Source organism: Pseudonocardia benzenivorans CB1190, assembly GCF_000196675.2.
Taxonomy (GTDB): domain Bacteria; phylum Actinomycetota; class Actinomycetes; order Mycobacteriales; family Pseudonocardiaceae; genus Pseudonocardia; species Pseudonocardia benzenivorans.
Window position 1 is genome coordinate 5,500,951 of the sequence record NC_015312.1, and the last position, 14,286, is coordinate 5,515,236.

Annotated in this window: 19 protein-coding genes; 13 read left to right on the forward strand and 6 right to left on the reverse strand. The window is 74.2% G+C overall.

Annotated features, from left to right (window positions below; all coding sequences use genetic code 11):
• Nucleotides 1–90: 90 nt before the first annotated feature.
• Entirely contained in the window at nt 91–1,254 is a 1,164-nt protein-coding gene (locus PSED_RS25810) for an NAD(P)-dependent malic enzyme (RefSeq protein WP_013677178.1), read from the reverse strand.
• Between the two features lie 240 nt (nt 1,255–1,494).
• Complete coding sequence (locus tag PSED_RS25815) at nt 1,495–2,283, reverse strand: alpha/beta fold hydrolase (protein WP_013677179.1); 789 nt, start codon at nt 2,281–2,283, stop codon at nt 1,495–1,497.
• A gap of 94 nt (nt 2,284–2,377) precedes the next feature.
• On the opposite strand from PSED_RS25815, the gene PSED_RS25820 reads away from it, so the two are divergent.
• Nucleotides 2,378–2,752 (forward strand): VOC family protein, encoded by a 375-nt coding sequence (locus PSED_RS25820; protein WP_013677180.1) that lies wholly within the window; start codon nt 2,378–2,380, stop codon nt 2,750–2,752.
• Between the two features lie 4 nt (nt 2,753–2,756).
• On the opposite strand, the gene PSED_RS25825 is transcribed toward PSED_RS25820, so the two are convergent.
• Nucleotides 2,757–3,101 carry a putative quinol monooxygenase gene (locus PSED_RS25825; protein ID WP_013677181.1) on the reverse strand — a complete coding sequence of 115 codons (345 nt, stop codon included), beginning with the start codon at nt 3,099–3,101 and terminating at the stop codon, nt 2,757–2,759.
• Nucleotides 3,102–3,286: 185 nt separating this feature from the next.
• Here PSED_RS25825 and PSED_RS25830 point away from each other — a divergent pair, with 185 nt between their 5' ends.
• From PSED_RS25830 to PSED_RS25845, 4 genes are all read left to right on the forward strand, one after another.
• Complete coding sequence (locus tag PSED_RS25830; RefSeq protein WP_013677182.1) at nt 3,287–3,679, forward strand: hypothetical protein; 393 nt, start codon at nt 3,287–3,289, stop codon at nt 3,677–3,679.
• The gene (locus PSED_RS25835; RefSeq protein ID WP_013677183.1) at nt 3,676–3,849 is read left to right on the forward strand and encodes a hypothetical protein; all 174 of its coding nucleotides are present in this window, start codon (nt 3,676–3,678) and stop codon (nt 3,847–3,849) included. The genes PSED_RS25830 and PSED_RS25835 overlap by 4 nt, the downstream gene beginning before the upstream one ends.
• Nucleotides 3,850–3,928: 79 nt before the next feature.
• Nucleotides 3,929–4,603 (forward strand): response regulator, encoded by a 675-nt coding sequence (locus tag PSED_RS25840; protein ID WP_013677184.1) that lies wholly within the window; start codon nt 3,929–3,931, stop codon nt 4,601–4,603.
• 221 nt (nt 4,604–4,824) lie between these two features.
• Entirely contained in the window at nt 4,825–6,303 is a 1,479-nt protein-coding gene (locus PSED_RS25845; RefSeq protein WP_013677185.1) for a HAMP domain-containing sensor histidine kinase, read from the forward strand.
• Here the strand turns inward: PSED_RS25845 and PSED_RS25850 are convergent.
• Nucleotides 6,278–6,607 carry a S26 family signal peptidase gene (locus PSED_RS25850; protein WP_013677186.1) on the reverse strand — a complete coding sequence of 110 codons (330 nt, stop codon included), beginning with the start codon at nt 6,605–6,607 and terminating at the stop codon, nt 6,278–6,280. The two genes, PSED_RS25845 and PSED_RS25850, sit on opposite strands and share 26 nt — an antisense overlap.
• A 98-nt stretch (nt 6,608–6,705) precedes the next feature.
• Here PSED_RS25850 and sodN point away from each other — a divergent pair, with 98 nt between their 5' ends.
• The 5 genes from sodN to PSED_RS25875 all read left to right on the forward strand — a co-directional run bounded on the left by sodN (nt 6,706) and on the right by PSED_RS25875 (nt 10,851).
• Nucleotides 6,706–7,119 carry a superoxide dismutase, Ni gene (gene sodN / locus PSED_RS25855; RefSeq protein ID WP_013677187.1) on the forward strand — a complete coding sequence of 138 codons (414 nt, stop codon included), beginning with the start codon at nt 6,706–6,708 and terminating at the stop codon, nt 7,117–7,119.
• A 1,021-nt stretch (nt 7,120–8,140) separates the two neighbouring features.
• Nucleotides 8,141–8,899 (forward strand): RluA family pseudouridine synthase, encoded by a 759-nt coding sequence (locus PSED_RS25860; protein ID WP_013677188.1) that lies wholly within the window; start codon nt 8,141–8,143, stop codon nt 8,897–8,899.
• A 90-nt stretch (nt 8,900–8,989) separates the two neighbouring features.
• Complete coding sequence (locus tag PSED_RS25865; RefSeq protein WP_013677189.1) at nt 8,990–9,481, forward strand: pyridoxamine 5'-phosphate oxidase family protein; 492 nt, start codon at nt 8,990–8,992, stop codon at nt 9,479–9,481.
• 59 nt (nt 9,482–9,540) lie between these two features.
• Nucleotides 9,541–10,215, forward strand: coding sequence for an SAM-dependent methyltransferase (locus tag PSED_RS25870; protein WP_013677190.1), 675 nt, complete (start codon nt 9,541–9,543; stop codon nt 10,213–10,215).
• Nucleotides 10,216–10,242: 27 nt separating this feature from the next.
• The gene (locus PSED_RS25875) at nt 10,243–10,851 is read left to right on the forward strand and encodes an acid phosphatase (RefSeq protein WP_013677191.1); all 609 of its coding nucleotides are present in this window, start codon (nt 10,243–10,245) and stop codon (nt 10,849–10,851) included.
• 15 nt (nt 10,852–10,866) lie between these two features.
• On the opposite strand, the gene PSED_RS25880 is transcribed toward PSED_RS25875, so the two are convergent.
• Entirely contained in the window at nt 10,867–11,397 is a 531-nt protein-coding gene (locus PSED_RS25880) for a L,D-transpeptidase (RefSeq protein WP_013677192.1), read from the reverse strand.
• A 121-nt stretch (nt 11,398–11,518) separates the two neighbouring features.
• Here PSED_RS25880 and PSED_RS25885 point away from each other — a divergent pair, with 121 nt between their 5' ends.
• Nucleotides 11,519–12,067: a GNAT family N-acetyltransferase gene (locus tag PSED_RS25885; protein ID WP_013677193.1), complete on the forward strand. Its 549-nt coding sequence runs from the start codon at nt 11,519–11,521 to the stop codon at nt 12,065–12,067.
• Here the strand turns inward: PSED_RS25885 and PSED_RS25890 are convergent.
• Nucleotides 12,012–12,452: a hypothetical protein gene (locus PSED_RS25890; protein WP_013677194.1), complete on the reverse strand. Its 441-nt coding sequence runs from the start codon at nt 12,450–12,452 to the stop codon at nt 12,012–12,014. The two genes, PSED_RS25885 and PSED_RS25890, sit on opposite strands and share 56 nt — an antisense overlap.
• A 33-nt stretch (nt 12,453–12,485) precedes the next feature.
• On the opposite strand from PSED_RS25890, the gene PSED_RS25895 reads away from it, so the two are divergent.
• Entirely contained in the window at nt 12,486–13,415 is a 930-nt protein-coding gene (locus tag PSED_RS25895; RefSeq protein ID WP_013677195.1) for a diacylglycerol/lipid kinase family protein, read from the forward strand.
• Between the two features lie 416 nt (nt 13,416–13,831).
• Nucleotides 13,832–14,083: a WhiB family transcriptional regulator gene (locus PSED_RS25900; protein ID WP_013677196.1), complete on the forward strand. Its 252-nt coding sequence runs from the start codon at nt 13,832–13,834 to the stop codon at nt 14,081–14,083.
• Nucleotides 14,084–14,286 lie beyond the last annotated feature (203 nt).

Genomic DNA, 14,286 nt, shown 5'->3' on the forward strand with positions numbered 1-14,286 from the left:
TGATCGCCAGGGCCGACCGGTGGAAAACCCCCTGGTGAGGGACGTGAGCTGGTTCACTGTCCGTCGACAACCGGAAGTGAGCCCGGACCGTCAGCCCCGCTCCGCCGCCGCCGCGACGGCCGTGGCGACCGCCGTCGCCACCCGCGGGTCGAACGGGCTGGGCACGATCCGGTCGGCCGCGAGCTCGTCACGGGCGACGGCATGGATCGCGTCGGCCGCCGCCAGCTTCATCGCCTCGGTGATCCGGCGCGCGCCCGCGTCGAGGGCCCCCCGGAAGACACCCGGGAACGCGAGCACGTTGTTGATCTGGTTCGGGAAGTCGCTGCGGCCGGTCGCGACGATCGAGGCGTACCGCGCGGCGACGTCCGGGTGCACCTCGGGGTCCGGGTTGGACAGTGCGAAGACCATGCCGCCCGGGGACATCGCGGCCAGCAGGGACTCGTCGAGCAGCGCGCCCGACAGTCCGACGAACACGTCCGCGCCCGCCATCGCCTCGGCGATCCCGCCCGTGATCCCCCGCGGGTTGGTGATCGCCGCGAGCGCGGCCTTCTCGCCGCCGCGCGCCGCGTCGACGACACCGCGCGAGTCGAGCAGGACGATGTCGCGCACCCCCGCCGCCAGCAGGATCCGGGCGCACGCCACCCCCGCCGCGCCCGCGCCGGAGACGACGACGCGCAGCGATCCGAGGTCGCGGTCGGTGACCACGCACGCCCCGCGCAGCGCGGCGAGCAGCACGATCGCGGTGCCGTGCTGGTCGTCGTGCATGACCGGGCAGTCGAGCGCCTCGACCAGCCGTCGCTCGAGCTCGAAGCACCGCGGCGCCGCCACGTCCTCCAGGTTGACCGCGCCGAAGCTCGGGCGCAGCCGCACCAGCGTCTCGACGATCTCGTCGACGTCGGTGGTGTCGAGCACCAGCGGGATCGAGTCCAGCTCGGCGAACGTCTTGAACAGCGCCGACTTGCCCTCCATGACCGGCAGCGCCGCCCGCGGGCCGATGTCGCCCAGCCCCAGCACGGCGGTGCCGTCGCTCACGACGGCGACGAGGCGGTCGGCCCACGTGTGGGTGCGGGCGACGGCGGCGTCGGCCGCGATCGCGCGGCTGACCTCGGCGACGCCGGGGCTGTAGGCGATCGCCAGGTCGCGCTGGTCGCGCAGCGACGCGGTGAGGCCCGTGGCGAGCTTGCCGCCGCGGTGGGCGTCGAAGATCTCGTCGCGGGTGGGCGTGGACAGGGGCCGCTCGGGAGCGGTGGTCATGACGGGTCCTTCGTCCTCGGGGTGCGGATGATGTGCGCGCGATCGCAGGGATCGTCGACGCGTTCCGTGCACCGGAGGTCGCGGGTGTCGGCCCGTTCGCGGTGCCGGACGGCCCCGCCGCGCCGGTCACCGCGGATGTCGCGGTCACAGCCGTGCGGTCGGGCAGTCGGGTACGGCCGAGAATGCTACCCACGCCGGGCGGCGACCGGCACGGTCGGCTGCGTCACGCCGTCCGGAGGGTCAGGCCGTCACGGACGGGCCGATCGGGTGCGCGGCGAGGAAGTCGAGGACGACGGCCGTCGCCTCCGCCTCCTGCTCCTCGAAGTACCCGTGCCGGGCGCCCGGGATGCGGTGCACCCTCGCGTCCGGGATCCGCGAGGCGAGCAGGTCCGCGTTCTCGACGACGTTGAGCAGGTCGTCCGTGCCGTGCAGGCACAGCGTCGGCGCGGTGATCGACGGCAGACCGTCCCACGAGTCGTGGCCCTGGCTCGCGCGGTAGTGCTTCGCCGCGACGGCCGGCGGGGTGCCGACGCGCCAGTCGTGGCACACGTCGATCCGCAGCCGCCGGCGCGCCCACTCCGGGCTGTGCAGGAACTCGGTCAGGTCGCCGTTCGCCGCCAGCCGCTCGTCGACGTGCGCGGGCCGCGGGACGCCGTGTGCGTCGCCGGGCGTCGTCCCGCCGAGGACGAGCGCCCCGACCCGGTCCGGATGGTCGATCGCGACCCACTGCGCGACGCGCCCGCCCATCGAGAACCCGTAGACGTGCGCCCGGTCGATGCCGAGCGCGTCGAGGACGGCGACCGCGTCGGCGGCGAAGTCCCGCGTCGTCCAGCCGCCCTCCGGGGTCTCGCTCCCGCCGGTGCCGCGGTAGTCGAACGTGACGACGCGGTGCCGCGCCGCGAGCAGCCCGGGCACCCGGCCCCACATGAGCCTGCTGGAACCCTGGCCCTGCAACAGGATCAGCGGATCGCCCGATCCGGTCTCCTCGACGTCGAGAGCGGTCCCGTCGGCGGCGTGGGCGGTCGGCATGCACCCACCCTGTCACCCCGGGTCGGGCCGGCCGCGGGAGGCGTGCGCCACACCCCGCTGCCACCGGAGGTCGTCGGCAGGACAGGATCGACCGATGACGACTCCGGAGAACCCCGCCCGCATCGGCAACGTCCTGCACCCCGTCCCCGACGTCGCCGCGGCCGTCGAGTTCTACGGCTCGGTCTTCGGCTTCGCGACGAAGTTCGTCGACGGCGGCCGCTACGCCGCGCTCGACGCCGGCGGCACGACGCTGGCGCTGGCCGCTCCGGAGGAGGACGTCACCGGCGGGGTCCCGGCGGCGTCGATCAAGGTCGCCGACGTCGCCGCCGCGCTCGCCGCGCTGGTCGAGGCGGGCGGCACCGTCGTGCGGGAGGCGGAGCAGGGCCCGCACGAGGTGCGCGCCGTGGCCCGGGACCCGTGGGGCAACACCGTCGTCGTCTACGGGCCGCGCCAGGACTCCCCTGGCTGACCGGCTACGCGGGTTCGGACTCGCGCGGCTCCATCACGACCTCGCCCATCGGCCCCCAGCCCTCGCCGGGGAGCTCCTGGAAGACGATCTTCGGCTGTTCCGTCACCACCGACGGCAGCCAGCCGAAGAACCACTTGGCGTGCCCGGACGTCACGTGCGCCTCGCCGGCCGCCTGGTCGACGTAGTTGGCGAGGACGGTGAACTCGTTGGCCCGCTCGACGCTCTCGTAGCAGCTGAACACGAGGTTCCCGGGCTCCTCGCGCACCTGCCCGGAGTAGCGGACGATCCCCTCCAGGAAGTCCTCCCGCTTCTCCGGGCGGACGTCGATCCTGATCACGATGAAGATCACGGTGCCTCCTGCGTCGGGACGGGCCACAGACATACCGCACTCCCGGCGTTCCCGACGTCTCAAATCCGAGACACGTCCTGACACGATCCGAACATCGCCCGCACCGCCGGTTCATCCGCGCTCGGCATCGTCGGCGGCGTCCGGCACTCCTCACATCGCGCCGGACCCGGACGCAGGAGGAACGGATGCGAGTCAACCGATGGGTCGGTGGCCTGGTCGCGGCGGGCGTCGCCACCGGAGCACTGGTCGTCGGCACGGGAACGGCGTTCGCCGACGCCCCGCCGCCCTCGACCGCCGCGGCCTCCGCCGGACCCGCGACCCAGCGGACGTGCACGGACCGGATCCCGGCGCTGCTGGCGCGCATCGACAAGGTCACCGCGCGGATCACCGGCGACGCGGCCACCCGGGGGTCGACGGCGTGGCTGAAGGACAAGGAGTCGAAGGCCCGCGCCGCCGGTGACGACGCACTCGCCGATCTCCTCGACGCCCGCGTCGCGCACCGCCAGGAGCGGCTCGACCAGCTGGCGGCGGCGAAGCGGACCGTGCAGGACATCCAGCAGAAGGACTGCTCGTCGTGAGGTCCCTGCTCGCGCTCGCCGCCGTCGGTGCCGTGCTGCTCGCGGGCTGCGACCGCGGCGGGTCCGGCGCGTCCGACCAGGTGTCCGCCGCCGACCGGGCCACGCTCTCGTCGGTGGAGGCGACGGTGGGGGCCGTCGAGTCCCAGGTCGCGAGCGACGGTGGCGGGTGAGCCCGGGACGGTCGGTGGCACGATCCACGCCACCGGCCGTCCCCGGCTCGTCGTGTCCGCGCCCGGAGGTGCATCGCAGGTGGCAGGACTGGTGCTGGTCGTCGAGGACGAGCCGGCGATCGCCGACCTCATCCGCCTCTACCTGCGCAAGGACGGATTCGGTGTGCACGTCGAGCACGACGGCGCCGCGGGCCTCGACGCGGTCCGGCGGCTCGCCCCCGTCGCGGTCGTCCTCGACGTCGGGCTGCCCGGCCTCGACGGCGTCGAGGTCTGCCGGCGGCTGCGCGCCGCCGACGACTGGACCCCCGTCCTGTTCGTCACCGCCCGCGACGACGAGGTCGACCGCATCCTGGGCCTGGAGATGGGCGCCGACGACTACGTCACCAAGCCGTTCAGCCCGCGCGAGCTCGTCGCCAGGGTGCGGACGGTGCTGCGCCGCTCCGGCACCGGCGCCCCGCGCGAGGAGGTGCTGCGGGTGGGCGAGGTCGAGGTGCAGGTCGACCGCCGGCGGGTGCGGGCCGGCACGACGGAGGTGGCGCTGACGGCGACGGAGTTCGCCCTGCTCGCCCACCTCATGCGCGCGCCGGGCCGGGTGTACTCGCGCGACCAGCTGCTCTCGGCGGTCTGGGGCTACACGGCGTCGTCGGGGGCGCGGACCGTCGACGTCCACGTCGCGCAGCTGCGGGCGAAGCTCGGGGACGCCAGCCCGATCCGGACGGTGCGCGGCGTCGGGTACGCGGCGGACGCCCAGTGACTCCTCAGGTCCCCGGCGGTTCGGGAGCCGGTGGTCCGGCCGCCGGCGGTCCGCGGGCGGGCGGTCCGGGAGCCGGCGGTCCGCGGGCGGGCGGTCCGGCTGATGGCGGACCAGGTGCCGGCGGCCCCGGGCCGGGCGGTCCCGGGGCGCGCGGTCCCGGAGCGAGCGATCCACGGGCGGGCGATCCGCCGGCGGGCGATCCGCAGGCGGGCGCAGCCGGCGTGGCGGGTGCCGGGCCTGCCGCCGGAGCTGCGGCATCCACCGCGGGCGGGTCCGGCGGGCCGACCGCGCCGGCGGCCGCGGGACGGCGGCGCCGCACGTCGCTGGCGTTCCGCGTCACGGCGAGCTGCCTGCTGGTCGCGATCGTGGCCGTCGTCGTCGCGGCACTGGTCGGGCTGCGGCTCGTCGGGGCCACGGCCCGGCAGGTCACCCGTGACGTCCTCGCGCAGCAGGCCGACGTCGTCGCGGCCCAGCTCGCGGACGCCGACGCCGCGGCGGCCCCGGTCCGGACCCTGGCCGGGCTGCGCACCGTCGTCCAGGTGCTGCAGGGGCAGGACGTCGCCGTCGTCGGGCTGGGTGCGGGCATCCGCGGCGACCGGCTGTCCACACCGGACCCCGCGGTCGCCGCGGCACTGCGCCGGGCCGACGCCGACCGTGCGCTCACCGGCACCCCGGTGTCCGCCGTCGTCAGCTCGGGTGGCCGGACCTGGATCGTCGAGGCCCGGCCGACGCCTGCCGGCGCGTTCGCGCTGGCCCGCACCACCGACACCGGACCGCTGGGCACCGGGCTGGTCCGTCGCAACATCGTCTTCGCGCTCCTGGCGGGGGCGGGGGTGGCGGTGCTGGTCGGCGGGGTCGTCGGGACACTGCTGGCGCGACCGTTGCGCCGCACCGCCTCCGCCGCGCACGCCCTGCGGACCGGACGGCGCGACGTGCGGGTCCCCGTCGCCGGGCCCGGGGAGGTCGCGGAGGTCGCGGCAGCCGTCAACGAGCTGGCCGACGCCCTGTCGCGCAGTGAGCAGCGGCAGCGGGAGTTCCTGCTGTCCGTGTCGCACGAGCTGCGCACCCCTCTCACCGCCGTGCGCGGGTTCGCCGAGTCGTTGGCCGACGGCGTCGTCACCGGCGACGACGCCCGCGCCGCCGGCACGACGATCCTGCGCGAGGCCCAGCGGCTCGACCGGCTCGTCGGCGACCTCATGGAGCTCGCCCGGCTGGAGGCCGACGACTTCCGGCTCGACGTCGGCACCGTCGACCTCGGCGCCCTGCTGAGCGAGGCCTCGGCGGTGTGGCGGGCGCGCTGCGCGGAGCAGGGCGTCGACTTCCGGGTGGACGCGCCGGCGCACCCGGTCCCGGTGCGCGCCGATCCGCGCAGGCTCCGCCAGGTCGTCGACGGGCTGGCGGAGAACGCGCTGCGCGTCCTCCCGCCGGGCGCGCCGCTCGTGCTGGCCGTCCGTCCCGGTCGCGGTGCCGGCGTCCTGCAGGTGCGCGACGGCGGCCCCGGGCTCGCGGCCGAGGACTACCCGCTGGTCTTCCGACGCGGCGCCCTGCACGCGCGGTACCGCGGGCACCGGCCCGTCGGCGCGGGGGGCGTCGGGTTGGCGCTGGTCCACGGCCTGGTGACGCGGATGGGCGGCACGATCACCGCGGCGCCCGCACCCGAGGGCGGGGCGTGCTTCACGGTGACGGTGCCTTCGGCCTGAGCCGTCCCGGCCTGGGCCACATCCGCGCGACGACCACCGCGTCCACCTCGGCCGGCCCGAGCGTGCGCGAGTCCGTCGAACCGAAGGGGTTGTCGCCCTCCACCCACCAGCCCTCGCCTTCGGGCCGCCGGGCCCGCTTCACCGACAGCTGCCCCGGCCGAGACGCCCACCGCACCAGCACGACGTCGCCCGCCCGCACCGGCGCGCCGAACCGGACGATGACGACGTCGCCGTCGGTCAGCGCCGGTGACATGGACGGACCGCGCACCGCCACCCTGCGCCATCTCGCCGGTCGTCGCCGCACGCGCACCACCTCCCGCCGTCACGCTGAAGCCCGCAGGCGCCGAGGGTAGGGTTGGCGACGCCAGAACGATCACCATGGACCCAATCTTGGGAGGACCTATGCGGCTGTCCCGCATCTTCCGACCGCAGCTCGAGGCCACCGCGCACTGCGACCTCCCCTGCGGCGTCTACGACCCCGCCCAGGCCCGCATCGAGGCCGAGTCGGTCAAGGCGATCCAGGAGAAGTACCAGGGCAACGACGACCCGGTCTTCCGGGAGCGGGCCATCGAGATCAAGGAGCAGCGCTCCGACCTCGTCAAGCACCACCTGTGGGTGCTGTGGACCGACTACTTCAAGCCGCCGCACTTCGAGAAGTACCCGGAGCTGCACGAGCTGTTCAACAAGGCCACCAAGAAGGCCGGCGGCGGCCCCGGTGGCACCAAGTCCTCGGTCGACCCGAAGGACGGCCAGGAGCTGCTCGACTACATCGCCCAGATCGACAAGATCTTCTGGGAGACCAAGCAGGCTGCCTGATCCAGGCGCTGAAAGCGGCGCTGACCAGCGGGGATCGCTTCCCGTGGGTCAGCGTCGTTTTTCGTTGTCGGGCGACTCCTCGCGGTCCGCCAACGCCTCGGCCCTGGGGCGGCGCCCCGGACGTAGCGGCTGTCGGTCGAGTTCGCTCGCTGGGCGTGTCCCCCTCGGGTGATCGCGGATCGAGGGACAGGAGCGCCTCTCACGAGGCCCATGTCCCTCACATGGCGATCACGGCTTGAGGTCTTCGCTCCGCGCCGCGGCTCGCCGACGTGGTGATCATCGACGATCGGCCATGACTGCCTCTCACGACGCCGCGTCCCCGGAACCGCGATCACGGGCCTCGGGCCTGCCTCTCGCCCCCGGTCCCCGCGTCCCCTCGGCGCCGGGCGTTCTGCCCAGTGATCATCGATTTCGGGACATGAACGTCGCACGGCGCGGCCATGTCCCCCGAATCGCGATCTGACGTCCAGTCCGTCCGCCGCGGCGCGCCAGACCCTCGAGGCCCGCGCCCTCGGTCGTCGCCCGCCCATCCCGTGTCGCTCCGCGGTGATCACCGACTGCGGGACATGGCCGCGCCCCAGAGCGCCCGTGTCCCTCAGACCGTGATCACGAGCCGCCCAGGCCGCCATCGACCCCGCCCTCGCCGCGTGATCGCGGACAAAGGGACATCAACGCGCCACACGGCGCCCATGTCCCGAGAACCACGATCACGGCCCCGGCGGCGGCGGGCCGCTCCGCCTCCGCTCGGAAAGCCCTCCCCGGGCCCGCCGGCTGCCGATCGGCCCGTAGGGCGGGCAGCACCCGGTGACGGCGCCCCGGTCGGGCACGGTCGCCCGGGATATCGGCGGCGAGCAGCCTCCGGGAGCGGCTCGTCGGCCGCGACCGGGGAGACGAGCGAGCCACGAGCCATCATCACGCCGACGCAGACCCGCCTCGCCCGGGCGCATCGACCCCGGGGCGCAGGAACCGGCGACGCTCACGCGCGTCCCGGCGGGGTCCCGGCGTCGGCTACCGTCCTCCGGTGCCGTCGTGGTCCGAGCTGCGGAGCGCGATCGTCCTGTGGGAGGACGAGTCGTGCCTGGTCGTCGACAAGCCGCCCGGGCTTTCGGTCATGGGCGAGCGGCACGACACCGATCTCGTGACGATCGCGGCCGACGCCGGCGAGGACCTGCGCTGGGTCAACCGGATCGACAAGGTGACCTCCGGCGCGGTGCTGCTGGCGAAGTCGAAGGAGGCCCACGGCGCGCTGACGCGGCAGTTCCAGCAACGGACCGTCGCGAAGTCGTACCTGGCGATCTGCCGCCCCGGCGGCTTCCCCACGCGCGCGACGATCGACCTGCCCCTGATGACCGCCGGCAGCGGCCGGATCCGGGTGGCGGCCGACCGCGAGCACATCCGGCTCGACGACTCCCGCTGGCACGTCCGGCCCGAGGACGAGCACGCGCGCAAGCACTTCCCGTCGCGCACGGAGTGCAGTGCGATCCACGACGACGGCGACACGGTCGTCGTCCGGGCCGACCCGGTGACGGGCCGCAAGCACCAGATCCGCGTGCACCTGGCCTGGGTGGGGCACGCGATCGTCGGCGATCCGCTGTTCCTGCGGAAGACCGATCCGCCCGAGGCGCGGACGTACCTGCATTCGTTCCGCGTCGGGTTCCGGGCCCCGAGCGACGAGGAGGTCACCGTCGAGGCACGCCCTGCCGACGACTTCTGGGCGCCGCTGGCCGGCGGCGTGGTCCCCGAGGACGTCCTGGACCGTGCGCGGGCGCAGGTGCACTGACCCACCTCGCCGGGCGGCGGGGCGCGCCGACCGGCACGACCGGGACCGGCATCGACCTCCCGCTATGACGTACGCCACTACCGTGCCCGCATGGCCTCCTGGACCGAGTTGGCGGCCGTGGCGCCGCGCATCGCCGAGGTGTTCGGCCGACGTCACGCCGCCACGGGCGCGCTCTGCATGCTCGCCACGCTGCGGCCCGACGGCTTCCCCCGGATCAGCCCGATGGAGCCGCAGTTCTTCGAGGGCGAGCTGTGGATCGGCGGGATGCCGGGGACGGCCAAGTTCCGCGACCTGCTCGCGGATCCGCGGTACTCCCTGCACACCGCGACGGTCGACACGCAGGTGTCCGACGGCGACGCGAAGATCTGGGGCACCGTCGAGGACGTCACCGACCCGGACCTGCACCAACGGTATGCCGCCGACCTCTACGCCCGTACCGGCCTCGACCTGCGGGGCAGGGCGTTCCCCTACTTCTTCCGTGCCGACGTCGTCGGGGCCGCATCGGTGTGGGTCGGCGAGGGTCATCTCGACATCACGACGTGGCGGGCCGGCGGGGCGGAGCGCGTCGTCCGCAAGCACTGAGTTTGCCGTTCCGGCACGGACGCTTGCCGTCCGCACCCGGCTCGCGCGACGGTCGGGTCGTGAACGAGACGCACGCCGACCACCGCGACATCCGCGAGGTCCCCGACCTCGCCGACGTCGTCTTCGACGAGACGTTCTGGGACGGCCGGTACCGGGCCGCGCCGTCGGTCTGGAGCGGACGGCCCAACCCCCAGCTCGTCGACGAGACGAGCGGGCTCACCCCCGGCACCGCGCTCGACGTCGGCTGCGGTGAGGGCGCCGACGTCGCCTGGCTGGCCGGACGCGGCTGGACGGTGACGGGCGTCGAGATCTCCCGGGTCGCGCTGGAGCGGGCCGAGGCTCACGCCCGCGAGGCCGGCCTCACCGGCCGCACGAGGTGGCTGCACCTCGACGCGACCCGGGAGCCGGTGCCCGGCACGTTCGACCTCGTCAGTGCCCATTTCGTGCACCTGCCGCCCGGGATGCGCGACGACCTGCACCGCCGGCTCGCGGCCGCGACGGCACCCGGCGGGACGTTGCTCGTCGTCGCGCACCATCCGCTCGACCTCGACAACGGTGTCCCCCGCCCGCCCGTGCGGGAGCTGTTCTTCACCGCCGACGACGTCGCGGCGGTCCTCGACCCTCGCGAGTGGACGATCGTCACGTCGGCGGCACGACCGCGCCGATGGACCGACGCCGACGGTCGCGAGTGGACGCTGCACGACACGATCCTGCGCGCGCGACGTCGCGGCTGAGCACCCGCACCGCATACGCTGCCGCGCGTGGGGACGAGCACCGGCCGGGTCTACCTGCTGCGCCACGGGGAGACGGAATGGTCGCAGTCGGGCCGGCACACCGGGCGCACCGACATCGAGCTGACCACGCGCGGCCGGGAACGGGCGGCGGCAGCGGGCAGCGTGCTGCCCCGGCTGCGCGGGACGACCGACCCGCCCGCGCTGGTGATCGCGAGCCCGCGGGTGCGTGCCCGCGACACCGCCGAGCTGGCCGGGCTGCGGATCGACCGGATCGACGAGCGGCTCGCCGAGTGGGACTACGGCGACTACGAGGGCGTCACGACGCCGACGATCCGCGAGACCGTCCCCGGCTGGACGGTGTGGACGCATCCGACGCCCGGGGGCGAGACGGCCGAGCAGGTCACCTCACGTGCCGACTCGATACTCGCCGAGGCGCGCGACCACCTGGACGCGGGCGACGTCGTCCTGGTCGGCCACGGCCAGTTCAGCCGGGTACTGATGGCCCGCTGGATCGGTCTGCCCGCCGCGGGCGGCCAGAACATCGCGATGGATCCGGCCGCGTGGTCGGTCCTCGGCTTCGAGCGCGAGGCCGCCCAGCTCGCGGCGGTCAACGTGACGCCTGCCGTCGCGGGCTGAGTGTCCGCGCCCGCGTCAGTGGACCTGGACCTCGTCGCCGACCTGCAGGACGTCGTAGTAGTGCACGGCGTCGTCGTGCGAGAGGTGCACGCAGCCCTCGGAGTAGCGCTGCAGGCTGCCCTCGTGGAAGGCGACGCCGCCGTCGGCGAAGAACGTCGAGTACGGCATCGGCTGGCCCTGCGCGTTGACGTGGTGCGGGTCCTTCCACTGGACCGTGAACGTCCCGACGGGCGTCGGCTGGTCGGGCGCGCCGGGCATGATCGGCACCGGGCCGCCGAGGATCTTGCCGTCGGCGATCAGCCAGGACTGGCGCGTCGCGAGGTCGACACAGGCCTTTGCGGTGACCGTGCAGGGCGTGCCGGCGACCAGCGCCGGGTCGCCGCCCGCGGGAGCGGCGCTCGTGCCCGCGCCGGGGCCGGCCGGCGCCGGCGCGGCCTGCGCCGCCGGGCCGAGCAGCAGCGTCCCGAGCCCGACACCCGCACCGACGGTGAGCGCCGTGATCCGGCGCGACCGCCGTCCGGTCGCCTTCGAGTGCCGTCCCAACACGAGACCCCTTTCGCTTCGCCCGTCCTGTAGACGAGCCGCGAGCCCCCGGGGTTGCGCCGTACGGCTCACAGGTTTCGCCCATCTTGCTCTGCGGTGATCACCCATCTGCCGCCGGACTACCGTGCCCGGGGTGACGACCACCGATCCCCGGGTCCGCCGCATCGAGCCGGGCGACGTCGACGCCGTCGTCGGGCTCGTCCACGAGCTGGCCGACTACGAGCGCGCACCCGAGTCCTGCCACCTGACCCCGGGCCTGCTGACGGACGCATTGTTCTGCCCGGAGCCCGCGGTCTTCGGGCACGTGGCCGAGGTCGACGGCGAGGTCGTCGGGTGCGCGCTGTGGTTCCTCACGTTCTCGACGTGGGAGGGCGTGCACGGCATCCATCTCGAGGACCTCTACGTCCGCCCCGCCCACCGCGGCGCCGGTCTGGGCACCGCACTGCTGGCCGCGCTGGCCGCCGAGTGCACCGCACGAGGGTTCGCCCGGCTGGAGTGGTCGGTGCTCGACTGGAACACCCCGTCGATCGGGTTCTACGAGGCGCTGGGCGCCGTCGGGCTCGACGAGTGGACGAACTTCCGGCTCGACGGCAGCGCGCTGGCCGCGCTGAGCGCGCTCAGCGGGTCGAGCGGTCGTGCAGGTCCAGCGCCCACAGCCGGGACCGCTCGCTGATCAGCAGCAGGAACGTCGCGATGACCACGACCCCGACGATGATCCCCCACACGATCTGCCTGGACGGGCCCAGCAGCGAGTAGACGACGGGGATCAGCAGCAGCTCGGCCACGATCGCCGGGGAGCGCGACCAGCGCTTCCCCCGCAGCAGCCCGATCCCGACGACGACGAGCGCCGCCCCGATCAGGACGAAGTAACCCGTCTCACCCAGGACGTAGCGGATGCCGTCGCCGATGCCGAGCCCGCGCACGAGCAGCACGATCCCGAACACGATCCCGACCAGGCCCTGCAGCGCCACGACCACGCCCGCCACCCGGATCTGCGGCGGGGTCCGTGGCCGCGGGCGCTCGTCGGGCGCGCGGGTGGGGTCGGGCTCGGACGTCACCGGAGCAGGATAGGCCCGACTATCCTCGGGGCGGTGCGCGCGCTGCTCGTGGTGAACCCGCAGGCCACGTCGACCACTCCGGCCGGACGTGACGTGCTGTTCCACGCGCTCGCGAGCGAGCTCAAGCTCGACGTCCTGCTCACCGACTACCGCGGCCACGCCGCCGAGGCCACCGCCCAGGCCGTGGAGGACGGGGTGGATCTGGTCGTGGCGCTGGGCGGTGACGGCACGGTCAACGAGGTCGTCAACGGGCTGCTGGGCCGCGGGCCCACGCGCGATCCCGACTCGGTGCCGGCGCTGGCCGTCGTGCCGGGCGGGTCGGCCAACGTCTTCGCCCGCTCCCTCGGGATGCCGCGCGACGCGGTCGAGGCCACCGGCCACATCCTGCAGGCGCTGGAGGAACAGCGCAGCCGGCTCGTCGGGCTCGGGCGGGCCGCCGACCGCTGGTTCACCTTCAACGCCGGCCTCGGGCTCGACGCGGAGGTCGTGGCGGCCGTCGAGCGCGCCCGCGCGCAGGGCCTGGAGGCCACACCGATGCGCTACGCGCGCACGGCCCTGCGGGAGTACGTGCGCCAGCGCAGGCGCCCGCCGGCCATGACGGTCGAGATACCCGACGCGGCACCGCTGGAGGGCGTGCGCCTGGCGTTCGTCAGCAACACCGACCCGTGGACCTACCTCGACGGCCGCGCCGTGCGGCTCAACCCGGGCGCGTCGTTCACCGACGGGCTCGCCCTGTTCGCGCTCAAGGACCTCGGCGTGCCGACGATCGCGGGCGTGCTGCGCCAGGCGCTGCGCCCCGACGGCGACCCGCGGGGCCGGCACGTCGCCCGTCAGGACGCCGTGGCCTGGGTGCGCGTGCGGTCGGACCGGCCGTTGGCGCTGCAGATCGACGGGGATCACATCGGCGCCCGCACCGAGATGGAATTCCGGGCGGTACCCCGGGCGTTGCGCGTCGTCGTGTGAGAAGCGCTGCTCGTCGTAGCCGAACGGCGCCGTCACGCGACAGAGTGACCATGCGGGGCCATTCACCGCTCGGCGTGGACCGTCGAGCCGCACGGGTCTCGCACCAGGGGAAACAGTCCTTCAATCTAGATGAGCACCACGGCACCAACGCGGGAACCCCCCGCGGACATGGATCGTTGCGGACGGGGTACCCGGAAGCAGCGAACCGGGCAAGGGTTTGTCGCTCTTCGTGACGGAACGGCAGCCGGTAACCGAAACCGGTGGTCATCGTTGGGATGAGTGGGTGAGGATGCTCACCCGGGCGGACCTGAGCCCTTGAAGACCCGCCGCGCTCGTGAAATCCTTCACAAGCGCGGAAACACCGTGACAGACGATCGGCGCGACCCCGATCGCGCATTACGAGGAGCAGAAGAACCATGGATTGGCGTCACCGCGCTGTATGCCGCGACGAGGACCCGGAGCTGTTCTTCCCTGTGGGGACCAGCGGGCCCGCGCTGCTGCAGATCGCCGAGGCCAAGACCGTCTGCCGTCGCTGCCCCGCCGTCACCGAGTGCCTCGAGTGGGCCCTCGAGAGCGGGCAGGACGCGGGCGTGTGGGGCGGCATGAGCGAGGACGAGCGTCGTGCGCTCAAGCGCCGCAACGCTCGCACCCGCGCTCGTACGGCCTGACAGTCCCAGGCCCGGCGTCCTCGGAGCGAGTCTTCGAGGCACCGAGAAGCACGAACGAGAAGTAGATCGAGCATCGCGCTCCCTGACCGCGGGCCCGAACGCCGGACGCCACCGGCTTCGGGCCCGCGGTTCGTTCACCGGGCGCTCACCTCACGGGAGCGCTCCAGGTGCGGGGCGATCCCGGGCAACGGAACCAGCGCGAC

Excerpts from the sequence above, each read along its gene's own strand:
- PSED_RS25865 (WP_013677189.1), top strand. The coding sequence starts at position 8,990 with ATGGCCTCCTGGACCGAGTTGGCGGCCGTGGCGCCGCGCATCGCCGAG.
- sodN (WP_013677187.1), top strand. The coding sequence starts at position 6,706 with ATGCGGCTGTCCCGCATCTTCCGACCGCAGCTCGAGGCCACCGCGCAC.
- PSED_RS25900 (WP_013677196.1), top strand. The coding sequence starts at position 13,832 with ATGGATTGGCGTCACCGCGCTGTATGCCGCGACGAGGACCCGGAGCTG.
- PSED_RS25810 (WP_013677178.1), bottom strand. The coding sequence starts at position 1,254 with ATGACCACCGCTCCCGAGCGGCCCCTGTCCACGCCCACCCGCGACGAG.
- PSED_RS25820 (WP_013677180.1), top strand. The coding sequence starts at position 2,378 with ATGACGACTCCGGAGAACCCCGCCCGCATCGGCAACGTCCTGCACCCC.
- PSED_RS25815 (WP_013677179.1), bottom strand. The coding sequence starts at position 2,283 with ATGCCGACCGCCCACGCCGCCGACGGGACCGCTCTCGACGTCGAGGAG.
- PSED_RS25830 (WP_013677182.1), top strand. The coding sequence starts at position 3,287 with ATGCGAGTCAACCGATGGGTCGGTGGCCTGGTCGCGGCGGGCGTCGCC.